This is a genomic window from Salinivibrio sp. IB868 (genome assembly GCF_001995655.1).
Taxonomy (GTDB): Bacteria; Pseudomonadota; Gammaproteobacteria; order Enterobacterales; family Vibrionaceae; genus Salinivibrio; species Salinivibrio siamensis.
In genome coordinates this window covers 212,213-229,794 of record NZ_MUEW01000003.1, presented here as the reverse complement: position 1 = coordinate 229,794, position 17,582 = coordinate 212,213, and the positions used below count along the sequence as shown (strand labels likewise).

Here is a 17,582-nt window from a genome sequence, read left to right as displayed (position 1 = left end):
CAGTTATGTTAAAAAAAAGCAGCGAGCTTTCACCCGCTGCTTTTATCATCTTTTAGTGACCCGCTACACGCGTGGAACAAAGCCAACCGCGTCATAGACTTTGCGCAGTGTCTCTTGCGCGCGCGCCGAGGCATGGGCTGCCCCTTTTTGCATCACGCTATCAAGCAATGCGCGATCGGCACGATACTCGTGATAACGCGCTTGCAACGGCTCAAGCATAGCGACCACCGCATCGGCCGTATCCTTTTTCAAATGCCCGTACATCTTGCCCTCGTAGGCTTGCTCGAGCGCGTCAATCGACTCACCCGTGGCGCCCGACAATAGTCCAAGCAGATTAGACACCCCTGGCTTTTGCGCAATATCGAAACGCACCCGTGGTGGCTCTTCGGAGTCAGTCACCGCACGTTTAATCTTTTTCGCGATCACTTTAGGGTCTTCCAGCAAACCAATCACATTGTTGCGATTATCGTCCGATTTAGACATTTTTTTGGTCGGATCTTGTAGGCTCATGACCCGCGCATTGACATCAGGCGTGTAGGGCTCTGGGAGCACAAATACATCGCCATAACGGTTGTTAAAGCGGGTCGCCACATCGCGCGCCAACTCCAGGTGTTGCTTTTGGTCATGACCAACGGGCACCTGGTTAGTTTGATACAACAAGATATCTGCCGCCATTAACACCGGATAGCCAAACAGCCCCGCATTAATGTTCTCAGCATGACGCTGCGACTTGTCTTTGAACTGGGTCATCCGGTTTAACTCACCCATTTGGGTGTAACAGTTAAGTACCCAACTCAGTTGCGCGTGTTCAGGCACGTGTGACTGCACAAATAGGTTACTTTTTTCTGGGCTCACCCCCACCGCCAAGCAAAGCGCTAAGGCATCAAGCGTGGCTTCGCGTAACGCGTCAGCATCCTGGTGGACGGTGATCGCATGTAAATCCACCACACAATATTGGCAGTCATAATCATCTTGCATCTGTTCCCACTGACGCAACGCGCCCAGATAGTTACCAATACTCAGCTCGCCAGAGGGTTGCACACCACTCAATACAATGGGTTTTGAAGGTTGACTCATGATGATTTGATTCCTTTACATATTGCCCGTGGGGGCGGTCTTATTGACTTATTAAACGCGTTATACGGGGTGGTTGGCAACCACAGAAACTAACTCACTAAAGTTGTCCAAGATATAGGTAGGTCGGCTATCACTGATGGGCTCACCATAGTTGTAGCCATAGGTCAGGCCGACGGAGGCGAATCCGGCATTCTGGGCCGCCAAAATATCATTTTTTGAATCACCGACCATCAACATCTGGGCATTGGTTAATCCGTGCTTGTCGCGCAGCAGGTGTAGGCCTTCAGGATCGGGCTTGCTGGTCGACAAACTATCGCCACCGATCACATCGGTAAATAATTCGGCCAGGCCTAAATCAGCTAAAATGGCCGGCACAAAGGCGTAGGGCTTATTGGTGACGACCCCCAGTTGATAGCCTTGCTGGTGTAAGTGATTCAAGGTGTCTTTCACCCCAGGGTACAGCACCGTCTTTTCATGCCCATTGTTTTCATAATGGAAATTGAAGCGCTCTCTGGCTTGCGCCACCAAGGCTGGGTCTAAATCGGGATCGTGATTATGCGCACGCGATAATGCACGACGAATCATGATATCGGCACCATTACCAATCCAGCCGGTGACCTCCGCAACGCTCACTGTGGGTCTGTCCAAATCAGCTAACATCATCTGCAGCGCTTGGGTCAAATCTGGCACGCTATCGACTAAGGTGCCGTCTAAATCAAATGCAATATAACGCAGGCTCATACTACTTCAACTACCTTTCTACTTTTGCCAGTTCGGCACGCATTTCATCAATGGCGGCCTTGTAATCTGGCTGACCAAAAATGGCGGAGCCCGCCACAAACATATCTGCGCCTGCCTCAGCAACCTCAGCAATGTTGTTCGCTTTTACGCCACCATCGATTTCGAGACGGATGTCTCGACCGCTGGCATCAATACGCTGTCGAACGGCTCGGAGTTTATCAAGCGTGGTGGGAATGAACGACTGCCCCCCAAAGCCTGGGTTGACCGACATCAGCAAGATCATATCCAGCTTATCCATCACGTAATCGAGATAATGCAACGGCGTGCCCGGGTTAAAGACTAAGCCCGCTTGCATGTCATGCTCTTTAATCAACTGCAAGGTACGATCGATGTGCTCACTGGCTTCTGCATGAAAGGTGACCATGCTGGCGCCCGCTTTGGCAAAATCAGGAATAATCCTGTCGACGGGTTTAACCATCAAGTGGACATCAATGGGGGCGGTAATGCCATAGTCACGTAACGCCTGACAAACCGGGGCACCAAAGGTGAGATTGGGGACATAATGATTATCCATCACATCAAAATGGACCACGTCCGCCCCCGCGGCGAGCACCTTGTCCACTTCTTCACCCAGTCGCGCAAAATCAGCAGATAAAATCGATGGCGCGATCAAAAAATCCTTCATAGCACGGTCGCCTCAGTTACCAAAAAGTTGCCGCAATTCTACCCGATTTTGGCCACGAAGTCTTACCCGTTCACGGTTTTCTCCTCGCTAACACTGACAAGTTATCGTGGCTTGACTAGAGTAAACAGAGGCGCCAAAAAAGGAGGCATCATGGACAGCAAACCTAGACTCACTGACGTTATGAAGAGCGTCATCGCGGCATTGTTTGGCGTCCAATCGCAACAAAATCGCGAACGAGATTTTGGCCATGATTCGCCGGCGGCGTATATCATCACCGGTGTGGTGATGATTGGGATCTTTGTCGCTGCCTTGCTGGCGTTAGTCAGTGTGTTGACCTAATGGCCCAAGACGGATGAGAAGCATCACAGAGTAGGCGATGGCGGGTCGAACAGTGCCAGTAGCTCGTCCACTTTATTCCGGCCTTGTCCATTACGGCTAATGGTACGCTTGACTTTCACCACGTTAAACGACGCGCCACGGTATAGCCGACGCGTGTAAGGCGTATCATGGTTGGAGATAAGAACCGGGATCCCTTGGCTGACAGAGGCCTGTTCAGCGTGTTCGGCCAGTAAGGCTTGATCGTCCAGCGTAAAGCCATTGGTAGCATAGGTGGTAAAGTTCGCCGTGGCGGTAAGCGGCGCATAGGGCGGATCACAGTAAATCACGTCGCCTAACTTGGCGCGGGCAAAGCTTTCCGCATACCCTTCACAAACAAACTCTGCCCGTTGCGCTTTTTCGGCAAAAACCGCGAGCTCTTTTTCCGGAAAGTAAGGTTTTTTGTAGGAGCCAAAGGGCACATTAAAGCCACCCTTTTTATTGTAACGACACAAGCCATTGAAGCCGTGACGATTCATATAGAGGAAAAACAACGAGCGTAAGTAGGGATCCGTGGTGAGATTAAACTCACGACGCACATCCAAATAACGCTCTTTTTGGTTGTACTCTTGGCAAAAAAACGCGCGCGCATCAGCCACAAACCGCATCGGGGTTTGCTTGATAATGTTGTATAAGTTGATCAGATCGGGATTGATGTCCGCCAAGATATAGTGGTCATAATCGGTATTGAGAAACACCGATCCGGCGCCAACAAAGGGCTCTATCAGCGTGTTCCCCTCAGGAAGATGACGACGAATGTCATCGACCAGTGAGTACTTACCTCCCGCCCACTTTAGAAACGCGCGATGCTTTCTCATTGCCCCTAGTCTATCTCTGCGGTCTGAAAAGGGGCGGATTGTACCCTATTTTGCTTCATCAATCAGCGGATTTTACTGGCCATTTGCTCGGTTAATTTCGCGATGGATCTGACTGAATGATTTCACAAAAGGCTGCAGTGCACGGACATTATCCGCCAAGTTTAGTTCAGCACGACGAGCCTCAGTTACACTGGCATAGTCACCCAATAGCACCATATACCAAGTCGCATTATTGCGCTGCGTTTGGTACACCTGCACGCGATCAGCTAATTGATAATCCTCAATCAAGGCAACCGCATCTTGCCGAGATTGCAGGGCGGCCAATTGCAGGGCATAACGCTGGGCAGGGATATTGAGCAAAGCTTGTGGCGCTAAAGGCAACCCATTTCGCCCACTCTCATTTTGGCTAAGAGTGTCTTGGCTGCGATTGCCTGAATCGGCATTTGTAGCCGATGCCGTTGCGCCCTCATCGGTTGTTTGACCCGCGTTCGCGACGTCATCCGCAGCGGTTTGTGGTGCCGCAGGCGCAGGCACCGCCTCACTGATTTCGCTGGCTAATGGCTCATCAACGGCGTCAGTGCCGTCTCCTCCAGCATCTTGTTCGTCAATAATCGCATCGACCACATCATCGGGCACCACAACACGCTGCCCTTCATCACTGCGCCCAACAGTCAGCCCTTCACCATTAATATCCTCTGGTAGGGTCGCCTGATCTTCCGTTACCGCACCATTATCGGCTGATGGCGACGTCATCGTCTCGCTCCCCGCATCCGCGTTAGACGCACTAGGTTGTGTGCCAGTTTGGGTCGCGGTTTGCGGATCAGTGATCGCTTGCTCCTCTTGTTCACTGAGCAAATCATCTAAATTCTTGAGCCCTTCAGGAAGCACCGCTTCTGACGCAGCGTCACCTTGCTGGCTTGGAAATACCCACCAAATCACCCCCGCGCCGACGATCATCAATACCACCGCAAGGAGCAGCATTAAGAAGGGTTTGTTGTTTTTAGCGGGCTTTTTCTTATCTTTACTCACAGCGCCTGTCTCCTGATTGTCCTTTCCCATAATGGTGCCGGGGTAAACGGTTTGATTGGCAAGTTTGGCTAACCACTGTTTCTTTTTCTCGCCACCGATGCGCTGGGTGACCGCCAGCACATCAATAAACATCTCAGCTTCTCCCTCGTTGAGGGGAGAGATTTCGAGCTCCAGGGGTTTTTGCTCGTGCCCGTAAGACACCTGGCCTAGCCACTTGTTCAACTTTCCAGGTAGCGAGAAAAGCACCACGTTGATACGCCAATTGGCTTGGTGCTGGGCGTGCTGTACCAAGGCCCACAACTCTGACAACAAACCGGGGGTCAAACGATGCGCATCATCAATCACCAATAAGGCATCGCACCCACCACCATCGAGCATCATGGTGAGACTATCAATGAGCGGGTCGGCTTCGTTAAACACCCCATCTTTAACAATTTGCCGCAGCAAGATAGCGCGGCGCTGTGCATCGCTCTGAGCGGTGTGGCACGCCAATAATGCATGAACATGGGCATCTGCCCACTGCTCCATATAGCGCTCACTGAGCCAGGTTTTACCCGCCCCCTCAGGCCCAGTCACTTGGATCAAGTTGGCACTAAAGCGGGTAATAAATTGCAGTCGAGAAAGGAGCTGGGTTTGGCTTTCCAGATCCAAGGTTAAGGTATCAAAAGTGTCTGTCATGCATTCAATGGTTAACCGGCATCAATCACATCAGCAATACACTGATGGGGCACATCTGCAACCACTTGAGCCTGGCCTATCGCTGTCGGCAAAACCAGGCGCAACTGTCCTGAAAGCACTTTTTTATCACGCATCATGTGCTTAATAAAAGCATCGTAGTTCATCTCACTGGGTGCCTGTATGGGAAGATCAGCACTTTCCAGCAAGGCAGTGATGCGTGACACAGTTTTTGGCTCAATCAGACCGTGTTGCTGTGCCGTTTTAGCCGCCAACACCGTCCCTGCTGAGACCGCTTCACCGTGCAGCCAGTTGCCGTATCCCATTTCTGCCTCAATGGCATGGCCAAACGTATGACCCAAGTTTAAGAGTGCACGGACACCCGCCTCGGTTTCATCTTGTGCGACCACATCGGCTTTTATCTGGCAACAGCGGCGAATCGCATAACGTAGCGCATCCGGCGAGAGCGCTGTCAGTGCAGCCATTTCGCTATCGAGCCAATCAAAGAAAGGCGCGTCGGCAATAATGCCATACTTAATCACTTCGGCCATGCCCGCGGCAAATTCACGACGCGGTAAAGAGCTAAGCACCTGCGTATCAATCACGACCGCTTGAGGCTGATAGAAAGCCCCAATCATGTTTTTACCCAGTGGATGATTAATGGCGGTTTTGCCACCAACCGACGAGTCCACCTGCGCCAGTAATGTGGTGGGCACTTGGATAAAGTCTACCCCGCGCTGATAACAGGCGCTGGCAAAGCCAACGATGTCACCAATCACACCGCCACCCAGTGCAACGAGTACCACATCACGGTTGTAATTGTTTTCTAATAGGAAGGTGTTAATGGTGTTAAATGTCTCTAAAGACTTGTAAGCCTCACCATCGGGTAGGCTCAAGCGAGCGACATCCGCCGCGCCTGCCTGTTTTAAGGTTGAGACCAGTGCGTCACCGTATAACGGCATCACTGTCTCGTTGCTGATGACAGCAACCCGACGCGAATGGACGCTCCCAAATAGGCTAGCATCAGCTAACAGCCCTTCACCGATCGAGATAGGGTAGCTACGTGCCCCTAGGTTAACGTCTATCCGTTCCATGGTCGGGTCCTGTGTTTGGTTATTGCTGCTCTAACAGAGCCATGATTTGATTGGCCACCACTTTGGCACTTTGATCGTCAGTACGTACAACATAATCAGCAATTTCTTGATAAAGAGGATTACGCTCTTCCGCTAACGACTCAAGCACTTCACGTGGTTGGTCAGTTTGTAATAATGGTCGTTTCTTATCGCGTTGGGTGCGTGCCAGCTGCTTCTCGATGGTGGTTTCTAAATACACCACAACACCACGAGCAGAGAGACGGTTGCGGCTTTCTTTGCTCATGATCGAGCCACCGCCAGTCGCGAGAACGATACCTTGCTCTTCAGTGAGGTCGTTTATCACGTTTTCTTCGCGTTTACGGAAACCTTCTTCACCCTCAACGTCAAATACCCATGCAATGTCTGCTCCAGTACGATCTTCAATCACTGAATCAGAATCATAGAATTCCATATGAAGTTGCTGAGCGAGATGACGACCAATTGTGCTTTTACCAGCCCCCATAGGGCCTACCAAAAAGATGTTTCGTTTTTCAGCCATTTTAAGCAATTTTACGCGCGGTTAAATAAGACAACACCGCCCGCAGGCTTAATGAAAAAAGCCCGAGGCGCCAATTCCTCACAGATATTTCGTGATCAGATTAAAAATTATCTCAGGACAGTGACCCCTTTGGCAACACCTAACCTAGTCTGTGACGATTTTAGGGGTCACAAAGATCAGAAGTTCGCGTTTTGCATGGTCTTTCAATTGGTGCTTGAACAGGTTGCCAACCAACGGAATATCCCCCAGCAGCGGCACTTGGGTCTCTTTATTGATCATGGTTTGCTGAAAGATCCCCCCTAAGACCACGGTTTCACCATTTTCCGCCAGCACTTGGGTATTAATGCGCTTGGTACTGATCGACATCGCTTCGCCTTTCCCGGCCACCACGGCTTTTTCGGGCATGTCTTGGGTTAATTTTAAATCCAAAACCAGCGTATTGTTGGGCGTGATTTGTGGGGTCACCGATAAACTCAGCACTGCTTTTTTAAAAGACACCGCCACCGCACCACTTGAAGACGCCTCAAGGTAAGGTAGCTCAGTCCCTTGTTCAATATAGGCCGCTTTTTTATTGGTGGTGATAAGTCGGGGGCTCGATACCACTTCTGCTTTCCTTTCGCTTTCAAGCGCAGACAGCTCCAAGTCGAGCAGAAGATCATTGCCAAGCTTCGCCACTTGCAAGGCCATGCTTGAGGCCGAGGGGTTAGCAGCGGCCAGGTTCACGCTGAGGAAGTCGCCAATATTTGCGCCGTCTGTCGCCGCATCGTTTAAGCTTTCAGGTCCTTGCCCGGTGACATTGCTATCCCACATCAAATTACCTTCCACAGACGGGCCAACCGTGGTTGAGCCATTTCGATTCAACAGTCCCCAACGCACGCCTAATTCGTCCACTGAACCTTGCTCGACCGTCACAATACGTGCCTCAATTTCGACTTGCTTAACGGGCACATCCAAGTGACGAACCAAGGTGCGAATGCGGGCTAAATTCTTTTGATTATCTTTAATGATCAACGCATTGGTTCGCTCATCAAGCGATACCGCCCCTCTGGGCGACAGTAAACTGACCCCTTCGCCTTGTCCTTTAATCAGTGCGGCGATATCGCTCGCTTTGGCATAGTTCACCGTGAGCACTTCTGAGCTCAGTGGTAGTAAGGCGTCCGCTTGCTGACGCATTTCGAGCGCTTGCTTTTCTTGTGCCATGAGCTCTCGGCGAGGGGCAACGAGCATCACTTGCCCCCGTTGGCGTTTATCCAGCCCCTTTACGCGCAAAATCACATCCAATACATCTTGCCAAGGCACACCATCAATGCGCATGGTGATATTGCCTTGCACCGAGTCCGAGGTCACAAGGTTAAAATCATTCTGCTCAGCAATCAGCTGCAACACGGTACGGACCGGAATATCTTGGAAGTTAATCGAGATCGCCGCCCCTTTTTGCGCTAAGGCGGTCGCGGAAGGCGCTTTTCTGGCCGCAGACACGCGGATGGTCAATACTTTTCCTTGCTGCTGATAATCAAAATCCACAGCCTGCTCAGCACGCAGTACGATGCGGGCACGCTCAGGTGCCTGAAAGGTTTCAATCTCAGTCACGGGCGTCTGACGACGGCGAGTATCGAGGACCGCCAGCAGTGCCGGTTTAAGCTGCACGTTCGGTAGGCGTAACGTGACTTGCTGAGGCGTCGGTTGGCGAAAGTCAGCCGCTACCGCGGCGTCAGAAAACGTCAGCGAGACGCTAGCATCACCATTGTCGAGGCGCTTCACCGCGATATCGGTCAGCGTACTCTTTGCGGCAACCTGCGCCGAGCCAACGCTTAGTATCAGTGTCAGTAGTATGAGCCAGACTGAGCGAACGCTTGGCGTAAACGTGCGGGAAAGGTAAGGGCGTATTATCATATTGGTATCCTAACTACGGCAAAGTTGCTTCCATCGACAAGGTGACAGTGCGAAGCTGCCAACACCCCAACCCATCCGGCAGGGCTTCTTCAATCGCGATCTGATTTGCATTCACGGCCACTACACGGCCACGGTTTTCGCCTAAATGCGCACCTTCACTGACTTGAGTGATGGTGCCATCAGGACGGGCAATTAAGGCTTGTTGCTGTGCGCCTTTGGTTAAGCTGCCTTTCATGGCAAGGCTTGCCAGTGGAAATTGCTCAAGCGGCTCTAAAGGCCGTTGTAAATTGGGCTGCCAACAGTCGCCCGTTGAAGCCTGTCCACCAACATTGATTGCGGGTAGCACAAAGGGATCCCGCTGATCGGTGACAAAGGCTATCGATTGGTAATTCGGCGAAGGGGGGATGCGGGTCGCATTGACTTGCGCACTGGCTTGAGTTTGTTGCATAAACTGTTCGATATCACTGTGGTATCTATCACAGCCCACCAAGCTCAACCCAAATAACAACACCAAAAGACGCTTCACTGTACGAACTCCTTATCAGTGGCAATACCTTCACCGGTATAGCGATATGTGGTCGCCGACACCGACAGCTGCAGGGGCGCATGAATGTCATCGTCCTCAGTACGGGTTAAGACAAAATCTTGCAGCGACACCAAGCGAGTCATGGCGGCAATATCCGCGCTAAATGCACCAATAGAGGCATAATCCCCGGTCAAGACAACCGTCATCGGGATCGCATCGAGCCAACTACCATGCTTTCTTGGCTGCCACTTCAGTGTGTTGAAACCTAACTGATGACGGATCCCAACTTCATTAACCCCGGCGAGTAATCCCGAAAGCTCTTCTTCTTCCGGCAGTTGGGCAATCAAGGTGGCATATTGCTGATTTAACGCGCGCATTTGTGCCTCCACATCGGGCAGAGCGGCGACGCGATTGGCCAACAACCGATACTCGGCTTTAAGTTGTGCTTCGCGCTGAGTCGCTGCCTCCAGCGCCTCTTGGTTGGGCTGCAAAATCAGCAAAGCTGCGAGCATCGATAGCGCGATCGCGCCCACCGCCCAAACAATGGCGCGGGTGGCGAGTGGCGCACTGGGGAGTTTTTGCCAATCCCATGCAAAGGCGCTAATCATGACTGCACGCCTTTGGGCTTAGGGAGTTGCGGTGTGACGTAGTCGGTCAAGCGGAAGCTTAACGTGAAGCGTTTGTTGGCGCGTTGCGATCCTGATTCGGTGATCACAGTGTCAATATCAACGTCGGTGGCTAACGCACTTTGCTCTAACGCTGCCAATAGACTTGCCATCTCCGCATTGGATGTGACCCAGCCTTCGACCGTGACACGCCCCTTCTGCTGCGCCAAACGACTCAAATACGCCCCTTCAGGCATCACGGTTGGAATGAAATTCAGCAATGCAGTGACATTGTTGCGCTGTTGCTGTAACGCGTTGACCAGTTGTAAGCGCGATTGCAGCGCGGCACGCTTTTTATCTTCGCGCTTAAAAGCTTGTAAGGTGGCACGAAAATCGTTCACCCCTGCGGTTAAGCGTTGATTACGTGCCTGCTGCTCAGTCAGCCAGTGCTGCTGGACCGCGTTCACGGCACTGACCATTAACACCACACCCAGCAGTACCAAACCACTATGGACCATAAACGTTTGACGCTGCGCGCGGCGCGCTTTTTCTCGCCAAGGGAGTAGATTTATACGCATGAATATTCTCCCCGCAGCGCTAACCCCAAGGCAATAGACGCATCATCGCTGATGTTCGGCGCCGTTTGATCCAACATCGCCACTGGATTGAATCGCATGATGGTAAGGTGCTCAGACGCTAGCGTGGCCGGCCAAGCGCCGCTAATCCAAACCGTGCTCAGGGGCAAGAGTCGATTATGCTCACGCGCTCGATGACAAGCCTGATCAAAGTGCTGCTGCACCAAGGCGTTGGCCGCTGACTCGCGGTGTTCATAGCGCTCTCCCTCCCCCAAACGGCAGCGATGCTGATAAACTTGCCCATCAGGATAAAGACGAATCGCAGTCAGCAAGCCGCTGTGATAGTGCAGCCACAATGGCCAGTGGTTTGCCTGCGCAACAGGGCGGAGTGCTTGATAAACGCCGACTAACGCTTGGCTGTTGATGTCTGCCACCGTAGGCGATAACCCGACCCGCTTGAGCGCGTCTAGGGCCGGAGTGAGCGCATGACGCCGGCATGCCACCACTTGATAACAGACTTGTCCCGGCTGAACAGTCACGCCGCTCATAACCGCAAAGTCGTAATATAATGTATCCATGTCCATATTGAGGGCGGCACTCAGCTTTTGGCCGATCAAAGCTTCTTGCTCAATCTCGTCGTCAATCAGTGGCGCCGTCATTTGCTTGGTGATCACAGCCTCTTCATCGACCCCCACCACCACAGAGATGTGTAGACGCTGATACCAAGGTAAACACGCGAGTAATCGTTTTTTTATCTCGGTAAGCGGGACACAGAGATCGTCAGTCGCGCGATACGGTACCCGATGATGGCCTGCCACCTGAATACCTTGTCGATGTGCACGAACCACAATGGCGTGAATGATATCTCGGCCGATATCGATACCTAAAACTGCCGAACTTCGCATCATTTCGTGTTAGGCTCCCAACGTCAGCGTGAAGTCAGTATTTACAAAACTGGCCTCATCACGGGTTATTTTTAATGCTGGTGCCTTTATACTACTCACGTATGATTATTGAACGGCTCAACGGCAACAGAACGGGAAATCTCAGGTGAAGTTCATAAAGCGTTTGCTTATCTTTGCACTGGTTTGCACAGTGCTTGGAGTCACTACAATCTTTGGGTTTTACCTGTATGTAAAACCTGACCTCCCCGATGTAGCGACACTAAAAAGTGTCGAACTGCAGACTCCGATGCAGGTCTATAGCGCCGATGGTGAGTTGATCTCCCAGTTCGGTGAAAAGCGTCGCATCCCAGTCATGCTCGAGGACATCCCTCAGCCTATGATTGATGCATTGATTGCCACAGAAGACAGTCGCTTTTACCAACACCCAGGGATTGACCCTATCGGCATTGTCCGCGCCGCGGTGGTGGTGGCGATGTCAGGTACGGCCAAGCAAGGGGCCAGTACTATCACGCAGCAGCTGGCAAGGAACTTCTTCCTCTCTAACGAAAAACGCATTATGCGCAAGATAAAAGAAATTTTTATCGCCGTGCATATCGAACAGCTGTTGAACAAAGAAGAGATCCTTGAACTCTATTTCAACAAAGTATTCTTAGGCTATCGTGCTTACGGGGTTGGCGCTGCTGCCCAGGTGTACTTTGGCAAAACCCTCGATCAACTGACCTTGAGTGAGATGGCGGTGATTGTCGGATTACCCAAAGCGCCCTCCACCATGAACCCTTTGTATTCGCTGTCGCGCGCCACCGATCGCCGGAATGTGGTGCTGGGGCGCATGCTTAAAGAGGGATATATTTCCAACGCCGAGTACCAACAAGCGAAGAACGAGCCGATCGTAGCCCGCTATCATGGGGCTGAAATTGAACTGTCCGCACCCTATGTAGCAGAAATGGCACGCGCATGGGCCGTTGAGCAGTTTGGCGAAGACGCTTATACCTCGGGGGTGCGTATTTTCACCAGCGTCGATGCCGATATGCAACGCGCCGCAAATGAGGCGGCAGTAGAAAACGTTCTCGCCTACGACCGTCGCCATGGGTTCCGTGGGCCAGTTGCCACGCTATGGCAAGCCCCTAGCCAACGTTGGCAACACCAGCGCATCGTTGATCACTTGGCCAAGCAACCCAGCTACGGCCCGCTAGAGCCCGCCGTCGTGATTGATGTCCAAGCTAAATCGGCGCAGGTTGTCGGACCCAATGGCCGTGAAATCGAACTGCCTTGGGAGGGACTTGACTGGGCGCGCCCTTATATCACCGATAGCCGTCAAGGTCCGGCCCCTCAACGCGCTGATGAATTCCTTGCCAGTGGCCAACAAGTGTTTATTCGCCAAGTGGATAACAGCTGGCATTTAGCCCAAGTCCCGACGACCAATACCGCACTGGTTTCCATGTCCCCCTCAACCGGAGCAATCAAAGCACTGGTGGGCGGATTTAATTTTGTCCATAGCAAATTTAACCGTGCCACACAGTCAGTACGTCAGGTGGGCTCGAGCATCAAGCCGTTTATTTATTCCGCGGCAGTGAATGAGGGCATGACACTCGCCACCCTGATTAACGACGCCCCCATTAATCGCTGGGATCGCAGTCAAGGCGTGGCATGGCGGCCGAAAAACTCGCCACCACGTTATGAAGGGCCACTGCGGGCGAGACTTGGTCTGGCACAGTCGAAAAACGTCATGGCCGTACGTGTCCTGCGTCGGGTGGGATTGGATGACGCTCTCGATTACCTCACCCGCTTTGGCTTTAAACGAGATGATTTACCGCGTGCAGAAGCCATTGCGCTTGGTGCGGGAAGCTTGACGCCGGTTGAAATGGCACAGGGCTTTAGCGTGTTTGCCAATGGTGGCTATTTTATGGAGCCCTTTATCATTGATCGGGTCGAAACCCCCTTTGGCGAGGAAATATATCGCGCCAATCCACCCATCATTTGTGATAACTGCGAACAAAAAGCAGAACAGGCCGATCCGTTTAATGAGCAGAATTTGCTAGAGAACGACGACACCACCACACAGCGTCATGCTAAACAAGTCATTGATGAGCAAAATGCATTTTTGGTACGTGAAATGATGCAAAGCAACATCTGGGGTGGCGGTGATTGGCGCTACGGGACAGGCTGGAATGGCACGGGCTGGCGCGCACAAGCGCTCAAGCGACGCGATATCGGCGGAAAAACGGGGACCACCAATGACTCCAAAGATACCTGGTACACCGGCTATGGCCCAGGGATTGTGACCACTGTGTGGGTGGGCTTTGATGATCACTCCCGTAAACTGGGTCGCACGACCCGTAATGCAAACTTAGGCGACGAGCGTCAGCCTATCCGCGGCGCGGAGTCGGGGGCCAAAACGGCGGAGCCAGCATGGATTGATTTTATGCAGCATGCACTCGCGGACGTACCTGAGCAGAATAAAACCGTGCCACCGGGGATCGTCAAAGTGCGCATTGACCGCGAAACAGGGCTGTTAACCAGAAAAACCGATCATACATCGATGTTCGAGTACTTTATAAAAGGCACCGAGCCAACCGAGTATGTGTCATCGCAATCAGATGGCAACATTTATGAGTCAGGCACAGAGTCGCTGTTTTAACTCTGTTACATCGTCAATAGCCGCATAAAATCAAGACGCCCGCATTCACGATGCGGGCGTCTTTTTATCTACGCGTCACGCGCCGCTCTAGTGACGAGTTCGATCATTCATCACGGCCGTCATTTGTTCATGGATGGCGTCAGCCAACTGCTCATAACGGCCACGTAATGGCGAGCCAGGACGGTAGTCGAGGGTGATTTGTCGCGACGGCGTCGGCGAGGTCGTCGGAATATACACCACACCATCTCGCTTATCAGCAGGCACGGACAATTGAGGCAACAAGGTGATCCCACTCCCCGCCGCAACCATGTTGCGCAAGGTCTCTAAGCTAGTGGCACGAAAGCGCTGATCTTCGCGCGCGCCCACTTTAAAGCAAAAACCCATCGCTTGGTCACGTAAGCAATGGCCATCGCCGAGCATTAACAAGGTTTCGCCTTGCAATACATCTAACGCCACCTCGGCACAATCGGCGAGGCGATGCTTTTCATTGACCGCGAGCAACATCGGCTCACTGTAAAGTGGGAGCTCTTTTAAATGCTGGGTTTCTTCTACAGAGGCCAAAATGATGCAATCGAGTTTGCCCTCTTCCAGTTGCTGCACTAACTGCTGCGTCTGTCCTTCGTGAATAAACAGCTCCAGCTCAGGGAAACGATCACGCAGTAGCGGGATAATTTTAGGCAGCAGGTAAGGCCCGACCGTAGGGATCAGACCGATATGCAAAGGGCCGGTCATACTTTCCCCTTGCTCACTGGCCAATTCGGTCAAAATTGTGACTTCCCGCAAGACGTTACGTGCCTGTTGTACTAACCTCATACCGGCATCGGTGAACAACACACGACGGCTGGTTCGCTCTAACAAACTCACACCCAGCTCATCTTCCAACTTGCGAATTTGCCCGCTTAAGGTCGGCTGGCTAACAAAGCAGGCTTCGGCCGCTTTACGAAAATGTCGATGTTCGGCCAAGGCGACCAAGTACTCCAAGTCACGAATGTTCATCTTTGTCTCTTCTATAGAGGATAACTATCAAAACCATAGCATTAAGCGATTAGAGCTATCAATTGCAATCGGTAATACTGATCCCATCAAAACGCGGCGAAGCACTCGCCCATTCACTTGAATCAATACTTGAATAAAAAGGACATCACCATGACAGCAACAAAAGAAGGTCAGCCAGTACCACAAGTTACTTTCCGTACTCGCGAAGGCGATCAATGGAAAGACGTCACGACCGATGACATTTTTGCCAACAAAACCGTGATTGTATTCAGCTTGCCAGGTGCATTTACCCCAACCTGTTCATCCTCGCACCTGCCACGCTATAACGAGCTGTATCCGGTGTTCCAACAGTACGGCGTCGATGACATTGTCTGTGTATCCGTCAACGATACCTTTGTGATGAATGCATGGAAAGCCGACCAAGACGCTGACAACATTCATGTCCTGCCTGACGGCAACGGTGAGTTCACTGATGGCATGGGGATGCTGGTCGACAAAAACGATCTTGGCTTTGGCAAACGCTCATGGCGCTACAGCATGCTGGTGAAAAACGGCGTGGTCGAGAAAATGTTTATCGAACCCAACGAACCAGGCGACCCGTTCAAGGTCTCTGATGCCGACACCATGCTGGGCTACATCGCCCCTGAGCACAAACTGCAAGACTCGATCACCGTGTTTAGTAAGCCAGGCTGCCCATTCTGTGCCAAGGCCAAACAAGCCCTGATCGATGAAGGCCTTCAGTTTGAAGAAATCATCCTCGGTAAAGACGCCACCACGGTTTCTTTGCGTGCGGTGAGCGGTCGCGCCACCGTGCCACAAGTATTTATCGGTGGCCGTCATATCGGTGGCAGTGAAGAGCTCGACACCTATCTAAATCAGTAATCCGCTGTTTGGGCGGCCTCTTCGCCGCCCGTTATTTTCCCAGGAGAAAGCAATGAAAACATTAACGGTTGATGTGGCTGTGATTGGTGGCGGAACTGCCGGACTCGGTGCTTATCGCGCAGCCAAAGCACATACGGATAACGTGGTGATGATTGAAGGCGGTCCCTATGGCACCACGTGTGCGCGAGTTGGCTGCATGCCTTCCAAACTGTTAATTGCGGCGGCTGAAGCGGCGCATCATATCGACAAAGCGCCCGGCTTCGGTGTGTACCCCGGCGGCACCACGGAAATTAATGGCCGTGAGGTGATGGATCGGGTGAAACGCGAGCGTGACCGTTTTGTCGGCTTTGTACTGGAAAGTGTCGATGACATTCCCGCTCAAGACAAAATCGACGGCTATGCGCGTTTTGTGGATGATCACACCTTAATGGTCGACGATCACACCACCATCCATGCTGATCGCATCGTGATCGCGACAGGTTCGCGCCCAAGCTGGCCGTCTGCTTGGGATCACCTTGGCGATCGTTTAGTGGTCAATGATGATATTTTTGAATGGGACGATCTACCTGACTCAGTTGCGGTATTTGGCCCGGGTGTAATTGGCCTAGAGCTCGGACAAGCGCTGCATCGCCTCGGGGTCGAGATGACCATGTTTGGCGTCGGCGGCCAAGTGGGCCCGCTGACCGACCCAGAGATCATGGCATATGCGGATAAAACCTTTAGCGAGGAGTTTTATCTCGACGCCGATGCCAAGGTGGAAGAGATGGTGCGTGAAGGCGATAAGGTACAAATCCGTTATCGTGATAAAGAGGGCGAAAGCCAACTGCGCTGGGTCGACTATGTAGTTGCCGCCACCGGTCGTCGCCCCAATGTCGACAAGCTAAACCTCGATGCGACCAGCATCAAAGTGGATGCCCGCGGCGTGCCAGTTGCCGATAGTTACACCCTGCAAACCACGGCACCACACATTTTTATTGCCGGTGACGCCAGTAACCAAATTCCGTTGCTGCACGAAGCGGCTGACCAAGCGCGTATCGCCGGTGACAACGCCGGACGCGGCAAAGATATCCGTGCCGGATTGCGCCGTAGCAAGCTCTCTGCAGTTTTCTCCGACCCACAAATCGCAATGGTGGGCGAAAGCTACAAAGCGATTACCGACCGTCTCGGCCCCTGTGGCTGCTTCGAAACCGGCGTGGTGTCGTTTGAAAACCAAGGCCGCTCACGAGTAATGCTGCGTAACAAAGGCTTGTTACACGTTTATGCCGAACAAGGCACAGGCCGTTTCCTTGGCGCCGAAATGATAGGACCGAACGCCGAACACTTGGCCCACTTGTTGGCATGGGCACATCAAAACCAAATGACCATTTCGCAAATGCTAGATATGCCCTTCTATCACCCAGTGATTGAGGAGGGGGTACGTACCGCATTGCGGGATGTGAATGCCAAGCTCAAACTCGGTCCTGAAATGATCAAACACTGCATGGACTGCGGCCCAGGCTGCTAATCCACTGCCCTTTTCGCCGACACTCG

17 protein-coding genes are annotated in these 17,582 nt (G+C 52.2%); 4 read left to right on the top strand and 13 right to left on the bottom strand.

Going from position 1 to position 17,582, the window contains the following annotated elements; all coding sequences use genetic code 11:
* Window positions 1-63: 63 nt before the first annotated feature.
* The 3 genes from trpS to rpe are packed head-to-tail and all read right to left on the bottom strand — an operon-like array spanning window position 64 to window position 2,503.
* Window positions 64-1,077: a tryptophan--tRNA ligase gene (trpS, locus tag BZG20_RS04605; RefSeq protein WP_077578258.1), complete on the bottom strand. Its 1,014-nt coding sequence runs from the start codon at window positions 1,075-1,077 to the stop codon at window positions 64-66.
* Between the two features lie 60 nt (window positions 1,078-1,137).
* Window positions 1,138-1,818 (bottom strand): phosphoglycolate phosphatase, encoded by a 681-nt coding sequence (locus tag BZG20_RS04600; protein ID WP_077578257.1) that lies wholly within the window; start codon window positions 1,816-1,818, stop codon window positions 1,138-1,140.
* A gap of 10 nt (window positions 1,819-1,828) precedes the next feature.
* Entirely contained in the window at window positions 1,829-2,503 is a 675-nt protein-coding gene (gene rpe / locus BZG20_RS04595; RefSeq protein WP_046074764.1) for a ribulose-phosphate 3-epimerase, read from the bottom strand.
* Window positions 2,504-2,653: 150 nt separating this feature from the next.
* On the opposite strand from rpe, the gene BZG20_RS04590 reads away from it, so the two are divergent.
* Window positions 2,654-2,842 carry a DUF2970 domain-containing protein gene (locus BZG20_RS04590; RefSeq protein ID WP_046074763.1) on the top strand — a complete coding sequence of 63 codons (189 nt, stop codon included), beginning with the start codon at window positions 2,654-2,656 and terminating at the stop codon, window positions 2,840-2,842.
* 23 nt (window positions 2,843-2,865) lie between these two features.
* Here the strand turns inward: BZG20_RS04590 and dam are convergent, their stop codons facing one another.
* The 9 genes from dam to pilM form a co-directional block, all read right to left on the bottom strand.
* A complete protein-coding gene (dam, locus tag BZG20_RS04585; RefSeq protein ID WP_046074762.1) occupies window positions 2,866-3,696 on the bottom strand; it encodes an adenine-specific DNA-methyltransferase in 831 nt (276 codons plus the stop codon).
* Window positions 3,697-3,768: 72 nt separating this feature from the next.
* On the bottom strand, window positions 3,769-5,403 hold the full coding sequence (locus tag BZG20_RS04580; RefSeq protein ID WP_077578256.1) for an AAA family ATPase: 1,635 nt from the start codon (window positions 5,401-5,403) through the stop codon (window positions 3,769-3,771).
* An 11-nt stretch (window positions 5,404-5,414) separates the two neighbouring features.
* On the bottom strand, window positions 5,415-6,494 hold the full coding sequence (aroB, locus tag BZG20_RS04575; RefSeq protein WP_077578255.1) for a 3-dehydroquinate synthase: 1,080 nt from the start codon (window positions 6,492-6,494) through the stop codon (window positions 5,415-5,417).
* 19 nt (window positions 6,495-6,513) lie between these two features.
* Window positions 6,514-7,032: a shikimate kinase AroK gene (gene aroK / locus BZG20_RS04570; RefSeq protein ID WP_025739049.1), complete on the bottom strand. Its 519-nt coding sequence runs from the start codon at window positions 7,030-7,032 to the stop codon at window positions 6,514-6,516.
* Window positions 7,033-7,176: 144 nt separating this feature from the next.
* Complete coding sequence (gene pilQ, locus BZG20_RS04565) at window positions 7,177-8,925, bottom strand: type IV pilus secretin PilQ (protein WP_077578254.1); 1,749 nt, start codon at window positions 8,923-8,925, stop codon at window positions 7,177-7,179.
* 13 nt (window positions 8,926-8,938) lie between these two features.
* Entirely contained in the window at window positions 8,939-9,451 is a 513-nt protein-coding gene (locus tag BZG20_RS04560; protein ID WP_046074758.1) for a pilus assembly protein PilP, read from the bottom strand.
* A complete protein-coding gene (pilO, locus tag BZG20_RS04555) occupies window positions 9,448-10,059 on the bottom strand; it encodes a type 4a pilus biogenesis protein PilO (protein ID WP_046074757.1) in 612 nt (203 codons plus the stop codon). The genes BZG20_RS04560 and pilO overlap by 4 nt, the downstream gene beginning before the upstream one ends.
* Complete coding sequence (locus tag BZG20_RS04550; protein ID WP_052708058.1) at window positions 10,056-10,634, bottom strand: PilN domain-containing protein; 579 nt, start codon at window positions 10,632-10,634, stop codon at window positions 10,056-10,058. The genes pilO and BZG20_RS04550 overlap by 4 nt, the downstream gene beginning before the upstream one ends.
* Window positions 10,625-11,539 carry a pilus assembly protein PilM gene (pilM, locus tag BZG20_RS04545; protein ID WP_046074755.1) on the bottom strand — a complete coding sequence of 305 codons (915 nt, stop codon included), beginning with the start codon at window positions 11,537-11,539 and terminating at the stop codon, window positions 10,625-10,627. The genes BZG20_RS04550 and pilM overlap by 10 nt, the downstream gene beginning before the upstream one ends.
* 142 nt (window positions 11,540-11,681) lie before the next feature.
* On the opposite strand from pilM, the gene BZG20_RS04540 reads away from it, so the two are divergent.
* Complete coding sequence (locus BZG20_RS04540) at window positions 11,682-14,174, top strand: PBP1A family penicillin-binding protein (RefSeq protein ID WP_046074754.1); 2,493 nt, start codon at window positions 11,682-11,684, stop codon at window positions 14,172-14,174.
* Window positions 14,175-14,261: 87 nt separating this feature from the next.
* On the opposite strand, the gene oxyR is transcribed toward BZG20_RS04540, so the two are convergent.
* Complete coding sequence (oxyR, locus tag BZG20_RS04535) at window positions 14,262-15,170, bottom strand: DNA-binding transcriptional regulator OxyR (protein WP_046074753.1); 909 nt, start codon at window positions 15,168-15,170, stop codon at window positions 14,262-14,264.
* Window positions 15,171-15,320: 150 nt separating this feature from the next.
* Here oxyR and BZG20_RS04530 point away from each other — a divergent pair, with 150 nt between their 5' ends.
* Window positions 15,321-16,052 (top strand): glutathione peroxidase, encoded by a 732-nt coding sequence (locus BZG20_RS04530; protein ID WP_046074752.1) that lies wholly within the window; start codon window positions 15,321-15,323, stop codon window positions 16,050-16,052.
* A 52-nt stretch (window positions 16,053-16,104) separates the two neighbouring features.
* The gene (locus BZG20_RS04525; RefSeq protein WP_046074751.1) at window positions 16,105-17,556 is read left to right on the top strand and encodes a dihydrolipoyl dehydrogenase; all 1,452 of its coding nucleotides are present in this window, start codon (window positions 16,105-16,107) and stop codon (window positions 17,554-17,556) included.
* Window positions 17,557-17,582 lie beyond the last annotated feature (26 nt).